The organism is Photobacterium sp. 53610, assembly GCF_036409375.1.
In the GTDB taxonomy this organism is placed as follows: Bacteria; Pseudomonadota; Gammaproteobacteria; order Enterobacterales; family Vibrionaceae; genus Photobacterium.
Genome location: NZ_JAXOFS010000002.1, coordinates 448,846 through 470,424, shown reverse-complemented (window position 1 = coordinate 470,424; position 21,579 = coordinate 448,846). Strand labels below are relative to the sequence as shown.

Genomic DNA, 21,579 nt, shown 5'->3' with positions numbered 1-21,579 from the left:
CTGACATACAGGTTCAAATGTTCAGGATTTTAATGAGGCACCATTGGTGCGTATGACATCCTGATACCAGAAAAAGCTTTGCTTGCGGCGGCGCTCCAGGGTGCCGCTGCCGTCATCATGCCGATCGACATAAATATAGCCGTAGCGCTTGCTCATTTCCGCTGTTGAGTTTGCGACCAGATCAATCGGCCCCCAACTGGTAAAACCCAGCACTTCAACACCATCCGCAATGGCTTCCCGGGCCTGAACCAGGTGATCGTTGAGATAAGCAATACGGTAATCATCCTGGATCTTGCCGTCCTCATTCACCACGTCTTTGGCTCCCAGGCCGTTTTCCACGATGAAGAGCGGCTTCTGGTACCGGTCATACAGCAGGTTGAGCAGATAACGCAGGCCTTTGGGATCAATGAGCCAGCCCCATTCACTTTTCTCAAGATAAGGATTCGGCACACTGTCGACGATATTCCCCACTTCTTTTTGTTTCGGATCGGCACTGGCACAACCGCTGGCATAGTAACTGAACGAAATGAAATCAACACTGGCGCTGGCGAGAATGTCGAGGTCACCGGGCATAATTTTCAGTTCAATCCCCTGATCCCGGAAGTAACGCAGCATATAGCCCGGATATTTTCCCCGGGTCTGGACATCACCAAAAAACAGCCATTTGTTGTTCTCATGCATGGCTGCCAGCACATCGTCAGGACTGCAGGTGTAAGGGTAGTTTACGGCGCCCAGCAGCATGTTGCCGATTTTTGCGTCAGGAATGATTTCGTGACACAGACTGACGGCTTTGGCACTGGCGACAAGTTGGTGGTGGATTGCCTGGTAAATGGCTTGTTCATTCGCATCTTCCGGCAATCCTACACCCGTAAATGGCGCATGCAGGGACATGTTGATTTCATTGAATGTCAGCCAGAGTTTCACTTTGTCTTTGTAACGCTCAAAGACGGTCCGGGCGTAGCGCTCAAAGCACTCGATCACCCGACGGCTTGACCAGCCGCCTTCGTTTTCCACCAGCCCGAATGGCATCTCATAATGTGACAATGTCACAAATGGTGTGATCTGATGTTTTGCCAGTTCATCAAAAATGCGATCGTAAAAAGCCAGTCCGTCCTCATTGGGTTCCGGTTCATCTCCGTTCGGATAAATGCGTGTCCAGGCGATGGACAGCCGCAAACAGGTAAATCCCATTTCTTTGAACAGTGCAATGTCTTCCGGATAACGATGATAAAAGTCGATCGCCAGATCTTTAATGCCGGGTGTTCGCTGTTCGGCCGGTTGATGCGGACTCAGAATCCCTTTGGGCAGGAGATCGGCCGTAGATAATCCTTTGCCGTCCTGATCAAAGGCACCTTCAACCTGATTTGCAGCGATGGCGCCGCCCCACAGAAAGTTGGCCGGAAATGTTTGCATGATATTTTCTCTCAATGCTGATGAGCCTGATTCGATACTAGCAAAATTGTTGATAAAGCTGATTGAATGAAGGGTGAACAAAAAGCGATTGGCTGTGTGAATGAATGATGTTCAGGTGGTGGGAGATGAAAAAAAAAGCCCCTGCAAGCGAGGGGCAAACGTACACATGCATTTCCCAAAAACATGGAGAACTTTAATTTAGCGTTCCTGACAAAAGATGGCTTGATTCAGATCAATCGAATCACTTTCTCTGCAAAATAAAGGAATTTGTCATCAAAGCCTGTTTTCTTTCGCTCAGATCAATATTTGCGACGTTCCTGAGATGTTGTGATTGAAATTTGTGATATTTGCTCAGTATTGACAGCTTCGGTTCATGGAGACAGGCGGAAGAATCAGGTAGGCTGACCAGTCAGTAATATTGACAACATTGTCTGATAAGCAGGGTATGCCTGTCAGTCCTACCAAGAAAGGTCGAACTCAATGATTCAATTGCACCATCTGAACAAATCCCGTTCCAAGCGTATTATCTGGTTGCTGGAAGAATTAGGCGTGGATTATGAAGTGATTCCGTATCAGCGCGATAGCGTCACATTTCTTGCGCCGCCAGAATTGAAAACGGTGCACCCTTTAGGGAAATCACCGGTGATTGTCGATGATGGTCTGGTTGTCTCGGAGTCTGGTGCGATCACAGAGTATCTGATTGATAAATACGGCAAAGGCCGACTGGTACCACATCGCGGCACACCGGCTTACGTTGCTTATTTGCAGTGGATCCACTTTGCAGAAAGCTCTGCGATTCTGCCATTGTTGCTTAAGATGTTTGTCGAAAAAGACGGTTGTGAAACGAATTTTCTTGCCGGATATGCAGATGGAGAGATTGCGAAAGTGATGTCTTATTTTGATCAGGCTCTGGCAGGTAAAAAATATCTGGTGGAAGACACATTGAGTGGTGCTGATATCATGATGTCTTTCATCGTCGAGATTTTACAGAACAATCAGGTTCTCAGGAATTTCCCGAATATTGCCAGTTACGCACAACAGCTGGCGTCACATCCGGCGTATCTGAAATCGAATGATATTGAAGCTCATTTCAACCAATGAATGCATGCATGAATATCTGAACAGATAACATCTGTCATTCTGCTCCTTTGGCTGCGGCCAAAGGAGCGTTTGTGCCGGTTTAATCTGAAGCATTATTTCTGCGATCGACCACCGCAGCCCGGCGTGCGGCGGCCACGCCCAGTCCGATCAGCAGGAAGGGGATCACGGCAGCTGTGACTTCAGCCCAGGCAAAATAAGCGATATCTTTCATCAGTACAAAATGACCAAGTACCACCAGAAAAACACAAATGATGGCGACAGGGATTAAACTGACTTCGTCTGAAGGCTTCGTGGTTTTCTTCATGTTGCGACCCTTAATCAAGCAAGAGTCGTCATTTCAGCACAGGTGTCTGTTCCCTTACCTATACAGTTACTCAATTAAATTACCGAACAGTTTCATGCTGTGGTTCAGCTTCACATAAACATTGCCTCGCCAGTTGCCCCAAGGTTTGAATCGCCGTTCGGATCTGATCCGTCATCGGATAGGAGTAATTTAGCCGGACATGCCGGAGATCATCCTGCCGGACACTGAACAGAGTGCCGGGTGCGATTGCGATATGGCGCTCCAAAGCCAGTTCATAAAACGTTCTGCAGTCGAAAGGAGACGGAAAACCGAGCCAGAGGAAATAACCGCCATCCGGGTCTGATACCTGAGTACAGGCAGGGAAATATTCTTCAATGGCAGCCAGCATCTCAGTTTTGCGTATCTGAAGCGCTGCACGTAGCTTGCGCAGGTGGTTATCGTATCCGCCATGGCGCAAGTAATGACTGATACCCAGCTGTGCGGGCACGCTGCTGGAAATGGTTGAGAGAAACTGCTGTCGCTGAATCTGTTCGCTGTGGGGGCCTGCCACAACCCAGCCAATCCGGAACCCGGGAGACAGGCATTTTGAAAAGGAGCTGCACAGAAGCACTCTGTTGTTTGGGTCAAAGGCTTTCGCCGGTAAAGGCCGGTCTTCAGAGAAATACAGCTCGGCGTAAACATCGTCTTCAACCAGATAGGCGTCATGATGATCGAGCAGCTCAAGCAGCCGTTTTTTCTTTTCATTGCTCAGCGTGTACCCAAGCGGATTCTGAAAATTGGTCATCAGCCAGCAGGCTTTGATCGGGTAAGCCGCCAGTTTTTGAGCCAGCACCTCCAGATCTAAACCCTGTTTGGCAGAGGCAGGAATTTCTATCGGGTTCAGTTTCAGTCGTTCAATGGTCTGCAGGGCGCCGTAGAAGGTGGGCGATTCAATTGCCACGTAATCACCGGGTTGTGTCACTGCCTGCAGGCTTAAATTCAGAGCTTCCAGACCACCGCTGGTAATCACCAAATCATCCGGCATCACCTGAATGCCCTGCTGCACGTAACGTTGTGCGATGAGCCGGCGTAACTCATAGCTGCCGGGCGGTAAATTGGTCAGGGCACTGTCGTCTCCCATTTTGCGTGACGCACTGGCCAGACTGCGGACCAGTTCCTGCTGCGGAAATAAGCAGGCGTCAGGAAACGCGGAACTGAAGGGAACAAATTCACCGCTTTTGGTGCGTTGAAACACATCATAAAGCAGATCATTGATTTGCAGGGGAGCCTGGCTGTCCTGGTGAATTTGTTGTTCGGCAGCGATCAGCTGCCTGATATTCGGTGCAACGAGATAGCCGGATTGCGGCTTGGCAACCAGCCAGCCTTCACTTTCCAGTAACTGATATGCCTGAAGTACGGTCGCCGTACTGACATCGGATTGTCTGCTACAGGCCCGGACAGAGGGGATTTTTTCACCCGCACGCCAGATCTGTTGCCGGATCTGTTGTTTTAATTGTCTGGCAAGTGATTGATATTTAGTCATTTGTTTGTGAGTTTTCTTGAGATAAGCAGAACATATCATGCCTTAAGGTTAACGCAAGAGAGCATGCCCGTATCTGATGATTGCGTTGGGTTTTGCTGAGTTCAGGATGAAGAATCTGGCTGGCTGTCACTGTCAACAAACTGATAGATAACTGTCATCCATATTTCGGCGGACTGTCATACACACTCCCTAGCATATTCAAACGTAAATTGGACTAGTCCACATTTACCATGGAATCAAAACAAGATAAGGGAAAAAAATGTCAATCCACAAGAAGCAGTTTTCAGCCAGAGCAGCGATTTTACTGACGGCACTGACAGTTTCAGGCTGTAATGTCAGTGAAGAAGTGACGCCTGAGGACAAAAAAGGCGAAATTGGTGTAGGCCAGATTGTGCCTGCGCCAGAGTCAGATGTTGCAGTTCAGTTTTCGATTTACCCGTATTTGCAGCAACCGACGTCGAACAGCATGGCGGTGATGTTCGAAACTGATGATCCGTCACCTGCCGTATGGGCCAGACCCGCAGACAGCAAGGGTGAATTTACCGTGGCTCAGTCGGTGAGGGTAGACAACACCAATTTGTACAGCGTGGCTGTTGAAGGATTGAATGCGGATACACCGTATGAATATTTCATTGTCAGTTCCGCAAAAGGAAAAAATAACGTTTCGGCGGTTTCAGAACGCTATGTGTTTAAAACTTATCCTGCCGCCGGAGCAACAACTGCGCCTTTTCGCGTGGTTGCCATCAGTGATACGCAAAATAACAGTACGCTGGGTGCCCTGAACGACATCATTTCGAAAGGGATCATTCCAACCGTTTGTCAGAGTCAGCCTGAAACCTGTGCCTCTTCGATTGCGGCCATCACGATTTCGGGCGACATTGTGAACAGTGGTGACAGTCTGTTGCAATGGCGACGTGATTTCTTTGATCAAATGAAAGCCATTTCCCCTTACGTGCCGCTGGTGGCTGTCCCCGGCAACCACGACTACTACGGAAATACCGAACTGACGAATTATCGCCATTTCTTCCAGCAGCCCGACAATGGCTCAGCCGGTTATGAAGAGCAGTGGTATTGGCTGGATTACGGGAATCTGCGTCTGGTCGGTCTGAACAGTTATCCGATCTCAAAAAGCCACGGGAAATTTAATTCGGAAACATTGGGGATTCAGCGCCAGTGGTTACGGGAGCTGCTGGTGGATACGCAAGCTGACAGTGATGTTGATTATATGCTGAGTATGTTCCATCACCCGTGTCTGTCAGAGCTTTGGTTGTCCGGAGAAAGTATTGGCAGTTGCGAGATGGTGGCAGAAATGGAAGATTTCAGCCGGACAACCGGCAAGCTGACCGGACATCTGTTTGGTCACACCCATGCGTATTCGCGTGGTCAGTCGATGGATACCCATCACCTCTGGCTCAATGCGGCAACAGCGGCAGGTTATCGTGAAAAAATGAACGATGACAATTACTACAAAAATGACACCCGTGATTACGACACTTTCGCCATCAGTCAGAGCGAGTTTGGTTTTAACCTGCTGACTTTCAATCAGGACAATGCGCCTTCCATGCAATTGACGCGTTACAGCGCGACGGTTGCGACCAAGGGCGGCGGTTATGCCAGCCTGGAGGATACATTCACGGTCTCAGATACCCTGACGATGAAAGCCAATCCGGTGGTGGTCGATGCGCCGCAAGTGCTCGAAGGCAACGGTAATTTTGCTCTGAATCAGCTGAATCTGGCGATCAGTCATCCGGATCCGGCCAGTATTTATGAAGTTCAGTGGCAGCTGAGTCAAGACGAACAGTTCAGTCAGAACGTGTTTGATATCTGGGGGAACAAAACCCGTGCCCATAATATCTGGCCAACGCAGGACGGAACGATTCAGGGCACACTGGTCGATACACAGGCCGAAGTTGATCTGACGAGAATCAGTCTGGCTGATTTTTCAGGTCAGCTGAAAATGGGGAATGATGAAACCCATAAGTGGCAGAAAAGAGATTCAGAGCATTCCCATGACTCGTTCCGGGATCCGTTCAAAGGTAGTTCTGCGCCGGTTCTGACGCTGTTTCCCGGCGATACCTGGTACTGGCGCACCAGAGTCCGGAATGCCAACCTGGGGTGGTCTGACTGGAGTGATAGCGCAACATTATCGATCGATGCCGGAGTCACCACAGCGCTGCCGATTCAGAACGGTGGCGCAGAAGCGCAGGATTTGTCGGGCTGGACCCTGGAACAAGGCTACTGGCGGGTATTGGACGAAATTGACAATATTACACCAGCCGAAGGGCAGTATTACTTCAGTGCGCGTCCGAATGATACTGCAGCGGGCGGTGCTGCTTATGATGATCTGAGTCAGACGATTGACGTCAGTTCATACAGCAGTGCGATTGATCAGTCGCTCGCATTTGTCCGGTTGAGCTTCAACAGCAACGGCTGGGGCGATGGCGATCATGCGATTGTGAGCCTGCAAGCACTGGATGGCAGCGGGAATGCAATCGGTCAGCCAGGTACTGTAAAGACAGAAAGCAAAAAGCAGCAATGGCAGCAGTATGATTCCACGCTGTTGTTACCGGCAGATACCCGTGCCGTGAAACTGACTCTGCGTGCGGTGAAGAAAGCCGGCAGTATGTCGGACGTACATTTGGACCGTATACAGTTATCCCTGACAACGCCTTAATCGAAGGGTGGAACAGACGTAACAAACGGCACCGGGATGGTGCCGTTTTCATTTGCCTCGCGATGCGTGATGAGGGCTTTTACATGATTTCCGGATGTATCCGCAGAAGAGCTCAGCGAACCTCCAACCTTTGTTTAAGCGTCTTGTTTAAGGCGTTGTCGATACGATTAACTTCGCCCCAAATGTGCCTAACAAAGCACCGGCGGTGCGGCAAAAGACACGTTTGAATCTGAGATAAAGCCGTTGTGCTTTAGGGGTGGAAAGCGCTGTCGCAACAATGGCATACCAGCCGAAGTTAGACAGGAAAACGCCTGTGCTCAGGAAGAGTGGTGTCATGGCGGGAACGTCAGCCGGTAAGAGTGCAGCAAATACACTGCTGAACACCATCGCTGTTTTGGGATTGCTCAGCTGCGTTGTTAAGCCATAGAAAAAAGATGCCAGGCTGCTTTTCTGTCTGTTCTGAGTCTGGCTGGGTACGGACTGTTGATTGCCTTGTTTCCAAATACGGCACGCTAAAACGCAGAGGTACGAGCCACCCAGCACTTTGAAAGTGATGTAGAGCTCTGGAATTAGGGTGAATAATGTCACCAGTCCGAAAGAGGCAAGCAAGGCAAAAATTAGAGCGCCGCACCCCATCCCCAAAGCAATTGCGAAGGCATGCCGTCTTGAATGAGACATTGCCGTTTGTGCGACCAGCAGAAATGAAGGACCTGGCGTCATCGCGCCCAGGGTCAGCAAGGCCAGAATCGGCCACAGGAAAGAAAAATCTTGCATATCGGACTCTTAATATTCAATTGAAGTGGCTTGCCGGGCCATCACATCAGTCATCGGGTGAAAAACTGGCGAACTCAATATATTGCATATGCGGTCTGAAAATCCAGCCCGTCGGTATGACGATCAACTGATTGCTGACGAAGCGTAGTTCGGGTGAGGCGTTGCAGAATGAATTTGAGCCCAGTGATGCAGTCGGATACAGGGGGAAGCGAAGCGCGGTCATGAATTTCCGGTATGGAATCTTCGGAAAGTGAAAAGGGCACGTTGCGTGCCCTGATGTTTTGATTTTATTTGTGCGGTCGATGCTGGGTATCTTCACCGGCCGTAATAAACAACATGCGTGCCCATAACTTGATTTTTGCCGTATGCCAGGTGCCTTGCGGTACAAAAACAAAGGAACCGGGCTCATGTAAGGCAACTTCCTGAACACCTTCCGGATATTCAAGGAAAAATGTTGCTGCGCCAGCCAGCAGAATCACGACTTCATCACCTTTCGGGTGCACTTCACTGCTGGGCCAGTCTTCCGAGAAATCGTATAGGCTGACGAGATACTCGTGATGAAAATCGCCCAGTTGCCCGGCCATCAGACGGGGCCAGAAGGTATCATCAATGGTTAAGGGTTCGATGCTGGCGTCGCTGCGTAAGCGGAGACAGGTCGATTTCAGGTCCAGCGGCTGCTTATCTGACATGTGGATTCCTTTCTCTGAACTAAGAGAGTCTTAAAATCAGTCTCATGCCATAAGCATAGCTGAAGGGTCGGCTGCCGCTGTGATCTCCTGAAACGATGGGATCAGACTTCCAGTTTGAAGGCGGCAGCGTCTTCCGGGGTATAGTTGCTTTTGAAGGTGAACGCATAAGGGCTGTCACCATTGTGTCTCAGGTAATCGAGACGCTGCTTTGCTTCTTCTATCGTGGGGATATGATTGTCAGCAATCCACCACAGCACATAGGTATCCTCGGCAGAACGATAGAACCATTCACTTTTACGTCGCATGATCTCGCGGTGATGTGTCCTGAACATAAAATTTTTGAGTGCATCCACAGAGTCCCATACTGACATATTGATCAGCATATCGGGATTATCAAAGGCATTGATGCTGGTGGCATCTCCAGAGTCATCTTGCAGCCGCCAGACAAAGCCATCACTTTGATCCGCAATGCTGTTGACCGGTTCAAGGTTATCAACAAAGTCTTTGATTTCAGGAGCATCCATCGGATATTTAGAAAGCGCAATATTCAGTTGTGCAAGTTTCATCTTTCCTCCGTGATTTAAGATAGACGAGCGCAGATTTGTTCTTTCAAATAAAGATTTGAACACATGCTTCCTGAAATGAGTAGACTGTTATTTCTTTCCGGCATCAGGCATTTCGATCTTTGAGATATCAACCAGATTCCAGGCCATCTCCTGATTTCGGTATATTCTTTTACCTAAATCCGGATAATCAGCAACATCATGTGGAAGGCGTTGGCCGATGACCAGACACTTCAGAACTGTGTGGATAATGTTCAGATGGTTATGAGAGTGGAAGAGACAGGTACTGTGAAGCTTTGAGAACAGCCCTGTCTATCTGTTGTTATGAGCGAGTTAGCACTGTACTTTAAAACTATTATTTTCCTCTGACATGAGTATCACAGAAAACTTCAGCTCTTCAGATAACTTTTGGTAACTTTCATCAGATAGGCCAGGCCACGCTCCTTTGAATAATCCTGAAAAAAGTGGGGTGTTAGAGATTTGAGATTGTAATGAGGCGCATTGATCTTTGTCGATGTACTTCGCTCGTCCTGTCAGGGTACTTACGAACGAAAGTTTCTCGTTACTTTCGACAACACTGAACTTTTTGACATCGAACTTCGTTTTACCCACTCTTTCACCTTTTAACTTTTCAGTTAATATCATTGCCGCAATTTCAAGTTTGAGTTTACCAACATCGTACTGACTGGCCGGGACACTTTTTAGTGAGTCTAAAGTTGTAGCGGAAAGAGTAAAAGAAGCCAATAGAATTGTTGCTAAACTAATGATTTTTAGCATAAAAAACCTTTTTATTTTGAGTGTGGAGCTCAATTTATAGCGCATATGTAATCTCATGAAAAGTATACTGTTCCCCAAGATGGGATCAGTTCGTCAGTGGATAGAGATGTACTCCATATCTTTTTATTTCTTTCCGGCATCAGGCATTTCGATCTTTGAGATATCAACCAGATTCCAGGCCATCTCCTGATTTCGGTATATTCTTTTACCTAAATCCGGATAATCAGCAACATCATGTGGAAGGCGTTGGCCGATGACCAGACATTTCAGAACTGTGTGGCCAGTGTTCAAAAGACTATGTGCTTCGCCGCCGGCTTTGTAGCCGATAAAATCCCCGGCGCTGACCGAGTAATAGTGCTTTCCGATTCTGGCCTCGGCTGTGCCTTCGAGAATATAGACACATTCATCTTCAAAATAATGGCGATGAAATTCTGTGGTTAGCATGCCAGGCTGAACTTCAATCAAGTGAACTCCAATCCCGGTCAGTCCGGTCAGATCACCAAGTGACTTATTTACACGCTGGGCCTTAGGGTTCAGAAAGTGGGTTTTTTCGATGCCCTCGAAAGCCTCAATATTCTCTCTTGTCAGCAGGCATTTATTCATTATATATATCCTTGTTAATTGAATGGCTTTTACAGCATAGACCAGAATGAACAACAGAGAAGTTTTGTTTATCAAGTGATTTAGTATGAAAATCAGTTGATCCGATTATTTTTTAGAAACAATGCATAAGCATGGGAAGATGGTTACGGAGTGGAAAAGTCTACGTCAGATCACAATTATGGTGTCAGGTTTTTATTCTGGTTAAGATGAATTTTCAACGTGGTTTTTGGATTTACTATTTAAAATTTAACATTTTGAATTGGTTTTATGTCCTAAACAAACCGAGCGTTCTATATGCAATGATGAGTTAACTGTTTGTTTTTATGTTTGTTTGTTGTCGGTTTTATTGGGTTAAATATAAAACTAATTATTATGTTTTTATAATATCTGAATTTTAAGATAAATAAATCAACAATTATTTCAGATTATTTCATTAACATAATAAAGTTTTTGGAGGATAAATATTTTGTTGACTCGAAAAACATTGGGTTGGTATAAGAGTTAATGCATATGTGCACAATGTATTATTCATTGGCTTGTGCGAATTTATTGATACAAAAATAACAATGAACAAGAAGGCAAAAATGAAAAAACAAATAGCACCTTTCATATTTTTAATACCATTTGGTCACATTTCAGCCGCGGCTGCTTTGGAAACCAGTGCTTTCTATCCTGAGGAAGTAGAAATTCACTACAACCTTGGGCCTGAAGTTTGTAAAGCGGATTTCAGACCGGTAACACGTGCTGAAGCATTGCGTTTCCGCGATTCGATCATGAATAAAATCGGCAAATGGTCTTATGTCACGCTGGCTGATGGCTGGATCATCATGGGCCCGGGTTATCAGGGTGAAATCAAGGAAGGCAGCGCTGATCATACAGCCTGTTATCCGTTGAATGCAGAAACCAACATTTTAACTTTCCCTTCTGTCACCATTGATGAGGGCTCGAAAGAGCGGGTTGAATGGACGCTGGTCAATGATCAGGATAATTTCATTCTGCCTGCCGCATACCTGGCACACCATATGGGTTATGCCTGGGTTGGCGGTCCGAAAGGTTCTCAGGTCGGTGAAGACATGAAAGTCTGGTGGGACAGCAATGCAAATGCGTGGAAGATCCGTGGGAATGATGGCCCGTGTGAAGGGTACCGTTGTCAGGATATGAGCACCATTTCGGTCAAAAACTTCTCGTACACCATGGATCCGAAGTCTTTTAAAGTCGATGGTTCTGTTGTGAATTCGAACAGTAAACTGGTGAATACCATTTCGTCGACGGCGATCAATAAAACCAGTATTGAGCAGCAGTATGTGATCGATATCAGCTACAACACCTCGACAAGCTGGTCACAAAACAACAGCTACAGTTTCAGTGAAAGTGTTGCAGTGAGCAGTACGTTTAAAAGCCCGAACGTGACAGGTGGTGTGGATAAGTCGATTCAGGTCACTATTGGCGCGACACAAGGGTGGGGCAGTACCAGCGGCGGTGAAGAAAGCAACCGCGTGACCATTCAGGCCAGACCGACCGTGCCTGCGAACAGTGCACTGAAAGTGCTGCTGAATGTGTATCGTGCTGATATTTCTTACCCGTACGTGTTCGATGCCGATGTGTCTTATGAGCTGGGCTTCGACGGCTTCATGCGCTGGTCAGGCAATGGTCTGCTGTGGCATCCGGAAGACAGACCTGATTTCAGCACGACCTTTGCGATTGGCCGTTTTGCAGGTCAAGAGAAGAGTCTGGAATTCCAGTGGGATCACCGTGATATCACGGGCATGAACAAAACCTGGGACTGGAACTGGATCGCGCAAAATGCGGGTTCTTACGACACCCGTTACTGGCTGGGTAAAGTGTTGTCACCGAAGAAAGCCAGAATCAAAGGTCAGTTCTACGCAGAAGATCAGTTCACTGGTGAACTGTACTTTGAAGAAATTCCGCTGCCGCAAGGCGACAGCAACATGGCGACCATGGAGAAAAGCATCAAAGATCAGCTGGAAGACGCAGGTCTGACTGATGTCCAGGTCTCTGTGAGAAAAGAAAGTACAGGCGTTTAATTGAGTTAAATCAGCCTCTTTTGTAAGAACAACCGGAAGCCACCGCGTGGTTTCCGGTTTTTTAATGATTGTGATTTGTCAGTTCAGCACCGAACCAATTTGTTTGACGGCAAAATACATCTGGTTGTCGTAATGCGTCACCTGAATCTGTGTGATGCTGCCATTGCTGATGGATAAGCCTGAATACCAGGCCGGATTTCGCCAGTCGAGGCCGAGCACGTCGGCAAGAATGGCACGAATCACACCGCCGTGGGTGACAATTAGCACATTCCCCTTCAGCCGTGCAATTTGTTGAGACCAGCAATCCGAGACGCGCTGGTAAAAGTCTTCAAGCGTTTCGGCTTCCGGCAAACGGGTACTGGCCGGGTTTTGCCAGAACTGCTCCAGTTGCTGCCATTCAGGGCTGTCTTTTGTGACCAGGTCAAAGGGGATGCCATCAAGCCGACCGAAGTGCATTTCCTGAAATCCGGGTTCGGAGATCAATGGCTGCTCTGTGTCCAACTGGTTGGCAAGCGACCAACAGCGACGCAGCGGCGAACTGATAACGGTTTCGAAAGAAATAGGCTGATGTCTGATTTTACTGGCGATGGCCTGATTGATGTCTTCACGAACATCAACATCTGTTGAGCCGTATAAAGCCGCCGGTCCGTTGACTTTCCCGTGCCGGACGAGCGTGATGGTGAATGTTGTCACTTTGACGCCTCTTTCAGCTTCAGCGGTAGTCCTGCAGCAACAAAGGTGACGTCCTCAGCGATGGCGGCAATCTGCTGATTCATGCGGCCGGCATTGTCGACGAAATAACGACTGATTTCACCCAGCGGAACGATGCCGAGACCGACTTCGTTCGAGACAAAAATCAGCTCCGCAGGACAGGTCCTGACTGCATCCATAAGCTCCGCAATCTGTTCTTCCAATGTGTCCTGACTGCACCTTTCTCCCAGTGAAAAAATCAGGTTATTGAGCCACAGCGTCAGACATTCGATCAGCACGACATCATCAGACGTCAGGATGCTGAGCAGTGCGGGCAATGCCAGCGGACATTCATGCTCAATCCAATGATCGCCCCTTTGTTGCTGATGATGTTGGATTCGCGCCTGCATCTCTTCATCAAATGCTGTTGCAGTGGCGACATAATGCAGTGATTTACCCGGGCTCAGTTTTTGCTGTGCCAGTTTTTCTGCAAAGGATGATTTGCCTGAGCGCGCTCCGCCCAGGACCAGACTGATCTTTGACATGATCGCCATGTTACCCTCCCTGATGATGGACGGAGGCAATCAGGATCAGGTAGATCAACAGCTCCATCAACTGCTGCGCTGCGCCAAGGCAATCCCCGGTAAATCCGCCAAGTCTTGTATTCAGCCAGGCTTTAAAAGCGAAGCGAAACAACCCGGCAGTGATGAGCAGGGCGATTGCTGACTGAGGCGTGAAGAACAGGCAGACCAGTGCACCCGTTGCAATCAGGCAGAGGAGTTCAGGAACCGTCTGGGCATTGGCAAGTGGTTTGCTTTTGCTGGTGTCAGATTCGCTGACATAACGCATATCAAAAATCAGCGTTGCCGCCACAGCACGGCTGAGCGTGTAGGCGACGATCAATACTTCAACCAGTCCTGTTTCTGTGGCCAGATAGCTGAGCATGATGAACTTGCCCAGCAAAGCCATGATCAGGGTAGCAGCGCCATAGGTACCGATACGGCTGTCTTTCATGATGGTCAGGCGGCGTTCTGTGGTCATGCCGCCACCGATACCATCTGCCATGTCGGTCAGACCGTCTTCATGAAAGGCACCCGTCAGCATTAAACTGCAGACCATGACGAGAAAAACCGCAATCTGTGCGGGAAACCAGTGAGCGGCCACCGAATAGATGGCCGCGCAAAGAGTGCCCAGCAACAGTCCGACTAAAGCAAAATATCGCCCTGCACGGTTCATACGTTCGTCCGAATAGGGCGTCGATGCCGGAATCGGCAGGCGGCTGAAAAATGAAACCGCCAGACAAAACAGTTGCGCCTGATAGCGAAGGCTGAACATTTATACCGTCACTCCGGCATCGGCAAAACTGGCCATGTGATTGTAAAATTCAGCGCTGGCCTGCAGGAGCGGATATGCCAGAGCAGCCCCGGTGCCTTCACCCAGTCGCAATCCCAAATCCAGTAATGGCACAGCTTCCAGCAGGGCTAACACTTTCTGGTGTCCCTGTTCTTCAGAACGGTGCGCAAAAATCATGATATCCCGTGCATCCGGATTGAGCAGCGTTGCGATATAAGCGGCGACAGACACAATGAACCCGTCGACGAGTACAGGGACACGCTGCTCACTGGCGGCAAGAAAAGCACCGACCATCTGAACAATTTCAAAACCGCCCAGCTCAGCCAGCGCTCTGAATGCATCAGGTTCTCCGTTTTCAGCATATCGGGTAACGCCCTGACGAATCAGGCTGACTTTGTTCAGCAGCTGCGCATCGTTAATGCCTGTGCCTTTTCCGACACAATAGGCGACGTCGGTTTGGCTGAGCGCAGCCAGAAGTGCAGAAGCACTACTGGTATTCCCAATGCCCATCTCACCAAACATCAGTAAATTACAGCCAGATTCGATGGTTTGTCGTGCAATTGCACCCCCCAGTTCCAGCCCCTGTGCGACCTGCGCTTCAGTCATAGCCGCCTGCTGGGCAAGATTCTGGGTTCTGGTCCCCAGACGCTGCAAAATGAAATTTGGATTGTCGGTATCGACCGGCAGCAGAATCCCGCAGTCAATGACCTTCAGGTCGATCGCATTTAACCGGCAAAACTGGTTAATCGCCGCACCTCCGGCAAGAAAATTCAGCACCATTTGCTGTGTGACTTCACTCGGAGCAATGCTGACACCTTCTTTCGCAATGCCGTGATCTCCGGCAAACAGCAGCATCGTCGGCTGATTCAGGTGAATCTGACGGACAGCGTTCTGCTGTCCCTGACTTTGAATCAGTGCAAGCTGTAAAGCCGTGGATTCGAGTTGTCCCAGTGAACCTGTGGGTTTCGTTTTTTGGTCGATGCGTTCTTGAATGGTTGAGGTATGGCGATTATCTAAGGTCATATTTGCGTGCTCTGCTGTTGGATTAATCAGGACGTTTTACGGTGAATACATCGCCCAGCCGGGCGTATTCCGATCCACCAAGGCGAGAAATCGGATCAAGTTTGAGCGCATCTATCTTGAGTCGTTCACTGTTGCGGTCAATCATGTTTTCATCCAGATAGATCTGCTCAATTTCAGAGAAAATCAGGCTTTGCGGGGTGTTGCCAATCTCTTTGATTTCAAAGAGTGTGCAGCCGAATGCAACCGGACAGGCTGCAACACGCGGCAGTTCGAATCCCTGAAATTCCGCCAGCTCAATCTGATTGGTTTCCACTTCAGAGACTCGGTGATCCAAGGTTGCAGAGGTCGCCGTGACCTGTTCCCCCAGTTCTGCCGGAGCGATATGAATCACGAGACGGCCCGTCGCCATGACATTGCGCGTGGTGTCTTTGATGTCACCGTTGGGTTTCTTGCCGACGGAGAGCATGAGCAGGGGCGGATTGCTGGAAACGGCCGTGAAATATGAAAATGGCGCCAGGTTGTAATTTGCATCACCTGCATCGGTCAGAACCCAGGCCACCGGGCGAGGGACGATGGTTTGGGTCATCAGATGATAAATATGGCTGGGCGCCATGGTTGAAACGTCAATATTCATTGTGGCTTCCATGTTCAATGTTTCATGCAGTGTACCTGCCGCTTTGCTTTGAAAGCAAAGTGATTGATCTATTTATTAGAAATAGCATCCGATGCCTGAATCTGACGTATCAGTGTCCATCTTCCGTCGGAACGATTGCCGCAGGGGACGCGGTTGACTCTTGTGCTGACCGTTGTTGCAACGAAAGCAGCCAGAACCCTGTCGCAGCCAGAGCTGCCACGCTGATAATCATCATCCAAGCATTTGTATAACCATTACTTTGAATATAGGCACCGATGAAGACATATGTAGGCATCAATCCAATGTTTCGGATCGTGATCAAAATACCGCTGATCCGTCCTCGGTGACTGCTGGGCGAATGGTTTGCCAGATAGACTCCTTCTTTCGTCAGCAGGAAGACTTCGGCGGCAGATAACAGGAACCAGGCGAAAAAGATCACCCAGACAGCTGTCCATTGCATGATCATGGCATAGCCGATGGCGAATAGTCCCCCGGCAATTGCCAGACTGCTGAGTTCACTTTGATTGCTGGTGAGCCGCATCAGTAACGGGGTGGCAACCACAACGACGACACTGGCAAACGTCATGAGTTGTCCGAATAAGACCGCGCCATCCTGTACGAACACATGACTGAAATACAAAGGGCCGGTCATCGTCATCTGATTCAGTGCGAACCAGAGTAGTGTACAGAGTCCGCCAAAGACCAGCAGTCTCGGACGTTCGCGAAATACAGTCCATACCGAGCTGTCAGTTGCTTGTTCCAATGCAGAAAGTTCAGTGTTTTCGGTGGTATGATGCTCGTCACTGACGCGGTACATCACGATAAGAATGCCGATCAGTACAGCGAAGCCGTTCCCCCAGTAGATCCAGGCGGTGTGATGCCAGAAGAGGTAGCCGGCGACCACGGGGCCGACGGCAGAACCCAGATTATAAGCAAGGTAGCTGAGCGACATCACCGCATCCCGGTTCTGTGGGTTGGAATGGTCTGCAACCAATGCGTTGCTGGCTGGCAAGGCAATACCGATAAAGAAATAAGCAAGAAACATGAGCGCGGGAGCAATCACGTGGTGTTCGGAAAAGAACCCGCAAACCAGTAACACCAGTGCGCCGAATAACTCCCCCCAGACCATGGTGCGTTTATGACCATAGGTGTCTGAGAGTTTCCCGCCAATTAATCCCCCCATCATATATGTCCCGGTGACAATCATGACCAGCGTACCGGCAATCGTCGTGGAATAGCCCTGCTTTTGAGTCAGTAAGAGGGTCATAAACGGAATAATGAAATTTCCAAGACCAAGAATGAATCGTGCGACGGCAATAGAATAGATATCTCCCGGCAATCCTTTGTACGGCGAGAGTAATTCAATCAGGCGTTTATAAATCAATCGGAGTTCCTTTTCCGTGAGACAAAGCCGAAGCCATATTTTTTCGGCCGGTGTTCCTGCTTTCATTGAAGGGCGACATCATATCAATAAATCAATCGGGTGCATAAGACTCAAACTGTCACAGTTATCGACGCCTTTTCTGTTCATAATCAGTCGGTCAAAGGAATAAACAGTATGTGATGGAGGCTGTCATGGTGACTGCAATTCTTGTCGCGGGAATCATTCAAAGTATCGTTCTTGGTATTTTTTTAGTGAAGAAAAGCCGGGAGCAGGGATCGTTTTGGCTGCTGGCCGTGATTCATCTGTGTTTTGCAATCGATTTGAGTCTGTTGCTGGCATGGCATGAACATTGGCTGACATCGCGCCTGAATATGATGTGGCCCGTGCTCTATCCGGTACTCTTTTTACTTTTTATCCGCCAGTGTATTACCGGAAAATCAGTCACACGACGGGATGGCATTCATTTCGTTCCGCTCGTTGTTATGAGTCTGCTGTGTGCGGATTTGCTCTGGTCACCGGCTGAAATCCAGCCGGTGATGCGACATTATCTGGCAGCCGGGTTGCTGGTGGTGTTTTATCTGGGTTACAGCGCGGCAGGCATGCGACTGATCTGGCGATATCATTCGCAGCAAATGTTGTTTCAGGCTCAGTTGTCACAAGCCAATCTGGTGGTGCTTTGGGGAATCAGCTTCAGCCTGTTACTGGCAGTCGCGATGGTGGTGCCTCAGGCCAGTGTGAATACGCAATTGCCGCTGCCGCATCTGGCGATATCGCTGGTGCTTTTTGTCATCACCTGTTGTCTGCTGATTCATCCTGGTCTGCTTCAGTTTGAGGTTATGGCCGGCCCCGATCTGGATAAATCAGAAGCACAGCCTGATGCATTGATGCAGGCAATCAGTCACGACATTCTGGCAATTATGGATGAACGGCAATATTTCCTGAATGCGGATATCAGCCTGTCATCACTGGCGCAGGAACTGGGCGTGAAACCTTATTTGCTGACCCAGGCGATCAATCAGGTTCTGGGCGTCAAATTTTATGATCTGGTGAATGAGCGGCGAATTACGCATGTGTGTGAATTGCTGTTAAAACGACCGTCCAGACCGGTGCTGGAAATGGCTTTTGAAGCCGGTTTTAATTCGAAATCAACCTTTAATGCGGCGTTTAAGAAGTATCAGCAATGCACACCATCGCAGTATAAAGCTCGGATTCAAAGTCCGAATTAGCGAATTCGGACGTCTGATTCACCCAATCGGACGCTTTTTACAGGGTTCTTCTTATTCTGGAGTTTCTGAATAAGGAGATGACCATGAAACCCAAATTACTTTTCCGAACTTGTATGATCGTCGTTTTATGGGGACTGGCGGGGTGTCATTCAGATGACAACACGACAGAGAAAACACCGGAAGAAAATCAGGGGAAAAACGCTGCGGCACATGTGTATCCGGCGCCGGGCGGCCCATATCGGGTTGGCGTGAAAGCCTTCGATTTACTGGATGCCGGACCTGATGGGATGAGCCCGGTTCCTGAGACAACACGCCGTCTGCCTGTAAAAGTGTTTTACCCGACACAAGAGAACTCGGGTCAGTATCAGGGATATTTTGATTCGTGGGGACATCAGATTAGTTATCTGGAACGTGTTCGTCCCGAAGATAAACCCATTCATCCCAATCAATTTGAGTTAAGCAGTATCCTGTCCTGGTCACGGGCGAATGCACAAATCGCGCCCCCCGAGTCGGGTACGGGCTGGCCGGTTCTGATCTATTCTCATGGTGCGTTTTTATTTGAAGTGGATAATACCGAATTGCTCGAAGACCTTGCCAGCCGGGGTTATGTTGTCGTGTCTATCAACCATACATATATATCCGGGATTGCCAGTTTCCAGGATGGCAGCGCGATCAGCGCTTATGTGCCAGAAGACTCGGATGATGTAGACACGGATAAGGGCTTTGCCTATTTTGATCAGGTGATCGCGCCGCAAATTATTCATGATGTTTTTTATGTTTATCAGTGGCTGACGTGGCATCCGGAATTATTTGACTATCAGCTGGATGACACCCGGATAGGCACGCTGGGCTACAGTCTGGGCGGGTCGGCAGCGATGAACAGTTGTGCGCAAATCGCAGCCTGTGTTGCCAGTGCAAATATGGATGGCTTGTTGCTGGGGAAGGTGCGCGAACAGCCACTCAATAAACCATTATTGCTCATGCAAACGCCAGAGCAGACGTTAGCTGAGGCGTTTGCTGATAACGGCCACGAGACTTATCTGCTGACCATCGCCCATACGACCCACAGTGATTTTATGGATCAGAACCGCTGGGTTGTTGGTTATCCGTCAGGAATTGATATTGACCAAATGCACCAGATCAAGAAGCAGAGTATGGCGACATTTTTTGGTCATTATCTGAAAGATACCGATCTGGTCTGGCCGGAACATGAAGCGCTGACGCTCGAGGTGAAATAACCGGTACTGAATGACTGGATGCAACAGAATTCATTTGCATTTCAAAATTGAGTCTGATAGAAAAAACAACATGATGAAGATCAAATTAATTTCTCCACTGGCGAAGCCAGTTCAACAAACCACCACCACCGAAACCAGCAGGTTGTTCGGGGGGTAGGCACGACACAAGATTTTTCAAACCCTCTGAGCGATTCGCCAGAGGGTTTTTTTATTGTTATATCCCCCCGCGTTTCGCTCAGAGTTTCACAAACCTGAAGAAGGAAAGAAACTCATGAAATCACATCGCGAAATTGCAGAACAACTTGACCTGTTTCATTCTGAGCAACAAGGTCCGGGTATGATCTTCTGGCATCCGAACGGCTGGCGTTTATTTCAAAGCATTCAGGATCACATCCGGAATCTTTATCAATCCCATGGGTTTCAGGAAGTGCGGACGCCTCAGTTTCTGAAAAAGGATCTGTGGCAGACATCTGGGCACCTGTCGATGTTTGGCGAGAATATGTTTTTCGGCGGTGATCAGGAAAATGAGCTGGATTATGCTCTGAAACCGATGTCTTGTCCGGCGCACATTTTGCTGTTCAAACGCGGGGTACACAGCTATCGCGATCTGCCGGTGAAGTTGTTTGAGTTCGGACTGGTTCACCGGAATGAATCGTCCGGCTCGCTGAATGGTTGTCTGCGTCTGCGGCAGTTTACTCAGGATGATGCGCATGTGTTCTGTGCCTGGTCGCAGGCCAAAGATGAAGTCGGCCAATTTCTGAAACGCGCCCAGCTCGTCTACAGCCAGTATGGGTATCAGCAGTTATCCGTCAAAATCTCCACTCGGCCGGAAGCGGCATTGGGCCATGGAGCGCTGTGGCAACAGGCAGAACAAATTCTGATGGAGGGCTGTCAGGCTCAATCACTGGATTATGAATTACAGGTGGGTGAAGGCGCATTCTATGGTCCCAAGATTGAACTGGCTTTGACAGATAATGTTGGCCGGGAATGGCAATGCGGCACAATTCAGCTCGACTTTAATCTGCCCGAACGGTTCGATATTGCTTACGCAAATGCTGAAGGTGAAAGAGAACGCCCGGTAATTCTCCATCAGGCCATGTACGGCTCTATTGAACGCTGGCTTGGCATGTTGCTGGAAGTGACTCAGGGCGCATTGCCGGAATGGATTCATCCGGTGCCGGTCGCAGTGGCGACAGTCGGTGAAATTGCAGATGAATATGCAGGTTCGCTGGTGGCGCTGATTGAATCTGCGGGTCTGCACGTCATCGCTGATCACAGTCACAACAGTGTTGCCCGTAAGATTAAACGATTTCATAAGATGAAAATCCCCAACATTCTGATTGTCGGAGAAAAGGAAATCGAGACAGCACAAGTCGCGCTTCGGCGTGGTAAAAAAGTGACAGCGATAGAGACATCTAAGTTAGTGGAAGCACTGTTGGCTTTCCAGAAAACTGCTTGAATGACTGAAAGTGTCCGGACACGCAGACTCAACAGATAAGCGTCTGTTTCATTTCAGAAGTGCTGCTGAAAAGGGACTTTGTCTGGTAAAAGCTGTGAAAATGGTTG

At 48.7% G+C, this 21,579-nt stretch carries 20 protein-coding genes; 6 read left to right on the top strand and 14 right to left on the bottom strand.

The window, feature by feature from the left end; all coding sequences use genetic code 11:
* Nucleotides 1–21: 21 nt before the first annotated feature.
* A complete protein-coding gene (locus SPK40_RS08720; RefSeq protein ID WP_248142124.1) occupies nucleotides 22–1,413 on the bottom strand; it encodes a glycoside hydrolase family 1 protein in 1,392 nt (463 codons plus the stop codon).
* Nucleotides 1,414–1,893: 480 nt separating this feature from the next.
* Between SPK40_RS08720 and SPK40_RS08715 the strand changes: the two genes are divergently transcribed.
* Nucleotides 1,894–2,514, top strand: a complete 621-nt coding sequence (locus SPK40_RS08715) for a glutathione S-transferase family protein (protein ID WP_248142125.1) — start codon at nucleotides 1,894–1,896, stop codon at nucleotides 2,512–2,514.
* Between the two features lie 79 nt (nucleotides 2,515–2,593).
* Here the strand turns inward: SPK40_RS08715 and SPK40_RS08710 are convergent, their stop codons facing one another.
* Entirely contained in the window at nucleotides 2,594–2,818 is a 225-nt protein-coding gene (locus SPK40_RS08710; protein WP_248142126.1) for a hypothetical protein, read from the bottom strand.
* Nucleotides 2,819–2,897: 79 nt separating this feature from the next.
* Nucleotides 2,898–4,340, bottom strand: coding sequence for an aminotransferase-like domain-containing protein (locus tag SPK40_RS08705; RefSeq protein ID WP_248142127.1), 1,443 nt, complete (start codon nucleotides 4,338–4,340; stop codon nucleotides 2,898–2,900).
* 259 nt (nucleotides 4,341–4,599) lie between these two features.
* Here SPK40_RS08705 and SPK40_RS08700 point away from each other — a divergent pair, with 259 nt between their 5' ends.
* Complete coding sequence (locus SPK40_RS08700) at nucleotides 4,600–7,014, top strand: metallophosphoesterase family protein (RefSeq protein ID WP_330960176.1); 2,415 nt, start codon at nucleotides 4,600–4,602, stop codon at nucleotides 7,012–7,014.
* Between the two features lie 147 nt (nucleotides 7,015–7,161).
* Here the strand turns inward: SPK40_RS08700 and SPK40_RS08695 are convergent, their stop codons facing one another.
* The 5 genes from SPK40_RS08695 to SPK40_RS08675 all read right to left on the bottom strand — a co-directional run bounded on the left by SPK40_RS08695 (nucleotide 7,162) and on the right by SPK40_RS08675 (nucleotide 10,474).
* Nucleotides 7,162–7,788: a LysE family translocator gene (locus SPK40_RS08695; protein ID WP_330960175.1), complete on the bottom strand. Its 627-nt coding sequence runs from the start codon at nucleotides 7,786–7,788 to the stop codon at nucleotides 7,162–7,164.
* A 287-nt stretch (nucleotides 7,789–8,075) separates the two neighbouring features.
* Nucleotides 8,076–8,477 carry a cupin domain-containing protein gene (locus SPK40_RS08690; RefSeq protein WP_248142130.1) on the bottom strand — a complete coding sequence of 134 codons (402 nt, stop codon included), beginning with the start codon at nucleotides 8,475–8,477 and terminating at the stop codon, nucleotides 8,076–8,078.
* A gap of 101 nt (nucleotides 8,478–8,578) precedes the next feature.
* Entirely contained in the window at nucleotides 8,579–9,043 is a 465-nt protein-coding gene (locus tag SPK40_RS08685; protein WP_330960366.1) for a DUF3291 domain-containing protein, read from the bottom strand.
* 330 nt (nucleotides 9,044–9,373) lie between these two features.
* On the bottom strand, nucleotides 9,374–9,817 hold the full coding sequence (locus SPK40_RS08680; RefSeq protein ID WP_330960174.1) for a hypothetical protein: 444 nt from the start codon (nucleotides 9,815–9,817) through the stop codon (nucleotides 9,374–9,376).
* A gap of 123 nt (nucleotides 9,818–9,940) precedes the next feature.
* The gene (locus tag SPK40_RS08675) at nucleotides 9,941–10,474 is read right to left on the bottom strand and encodes a cupin domain-containing protein (RefSeq protein WP_248142132.1); all 534 of its coding nucleotides are present in this window, start codon (nucleotides 10,472–10,474) and stop codon (nucleotides 9,941–9,943) included.
* A 530-nt stretch (nucleotides 10,475–11,004) separates the two neighbouring features.
* Here SPK40_RS08675 and SPK40_RS08670 point away from each other — a divergent pair.
* Nucleotides 11,005–12,465, top strand: coding sequence for an aerolysin family beta-barrel pore-forming toxin (locus SPK40_RS08670; protein ID WP_248142133.1), 1,461 nt, complete (start codon nucleotides 11,005–11,007; stop codon nucleotides 12,463–12,465).
* A gap of 78 nt (nucleotides 12,466–12,543) precedes the next feature.
* Here SPK40_RS08670 and SPK40_RS08665 read toward each other — a convergent pair whose 3' ends face one another.
* The 6 genes from SPK40_RS08665 to SPK40_RS08640 all read right to left on the bottom strand — a co-directional run bounded on the left by SPK40_RS08665 (nucleotide 12,544) and on the right by SPK40_RS08640 (nucleotide 17,549).
* Nucleotides 12,544–13,158, bottom strand: coding sequence for a histidine phosphatase family protein (locus tag SPK40_RS08665; protein ID WP_330960173.1), 615 nt, complete (start codon nucleotides 13,156–13,158; stop codon nucleotides 12,544–12,546).
* Entirely contained in the window at nucleotides 13,155–13,709 is a 555-nt protein-coding gene (gene cobU / locus SPK40_RS08660; protein WP_330960172.1) for a bifunctional adenosylcobinamide kinase/adenosylcobinamide-phosphate guanylyltransferase, read from the bottom strand. Before cobU ends, SPK40_RS08665 begins: the two co-directional genes overlap by 4 nt.
* Before the next feature lies 1 nt (nucleotide 13,710).
* Complete coding sequence (locus SPK40_RS08655; RefSeq protein ID WP_330960171.1) at nucleotides 13,711–14,490, bottom strand: adenosylcobinamide-GDP ribazoletransferase; 780 nt, start codon at nucleotides 14,488–14,490, stop codon at nucleotides 13,711–13,713.
* Nucleotides 14,491–15,531 carry a nicotinate-nucleotide--dimethylbenzimidazole phosphoribosyltransferase gene (gene cobT, locus SPK40_RS08650; RefSeq protein WP_330960170.1) on the bottom strand — a complete coding sequence of 347 codons (1,041 nt, stop codon included), beginning with the start codon at nucleotides 15,529–15,531 and terminating at the stop codon, nucleotides 14,491–14,493. It abuts the gene before it with no gap.
* Between the two features lie 22 nt (nucleotides 15,532–15,553).
* Nucleotides 15,554–16,165, bottom strand: coding sequence for a flavin reductase family protein (locus SPK40_RS08645; protein WP_330960169.1), 612 nt, complete (start codon nucleotides 16,163–16,165; stop codon nucleotides 15,554–15,556).
* Nucleotides 16,166–16,274: 109 nt separating this feature from the next.
* The gene (locus tag SPK40_RS08640) at nucleotides 16,275–17,549 is read right to left on the bottom strand and encodes an MFS transporter (protein ID WP_330960168.1); all 1,275 of its coding nucleotides are present in this window, start codon (nucleotides 17,547–17,549) and stop codon (nucleotides 16,275–16,277) included.
* Between the two features lie 191 nt (nucleotides 17,550–17,740).
* On the opposite strand from SPK40_RS08640, the gene SPK40_RS08635 reads away from it, so the two are divergent.
* From SPK40_RS08635 to thrS, 3 genes are all read left to right on the top strand, one after another.
* On the top strand, nucleotides 17,741–18,775 hold the full coding sequence (locus tag SPK40_RS08635; RefSeq protein WP_330960167.1) for an AraC family transcriptional regulator: 1,035 nt from the start codon (nucleotides 17,741–17,743) through the stop codon (nucleotides 18,773–18,775).
* 83 nt (nucleotides 18,776–18,858) lie between these two features.
* Complete coding sequence (locus SPK40_RS08630; protein ID WP_330960166.1) at nucleotides 18,859–20,013, top strand: alpha/beta hydrolase; 1,155 nt, start codon at nucleotides 18,859–18,861, stop codon at nucleotides 20,011–20,013.
* Nucleotides 20,014–20,224: 211 nt separating this feature from the next.
* Complete coding sequence (gene thrS, locus SPK40_RS08625) at nucleotides 20,225–21,472, top strand: threonine--tRNA ligase (RefSeq protein ID WP_330960165.1); 1,248 nt, start codon at nucleotides 20,225–20,227, stop codon at nucleotides 21,470–21,472.
* Nucleotides 21,473–21,579: the final 107 nt, after the last annotated feature.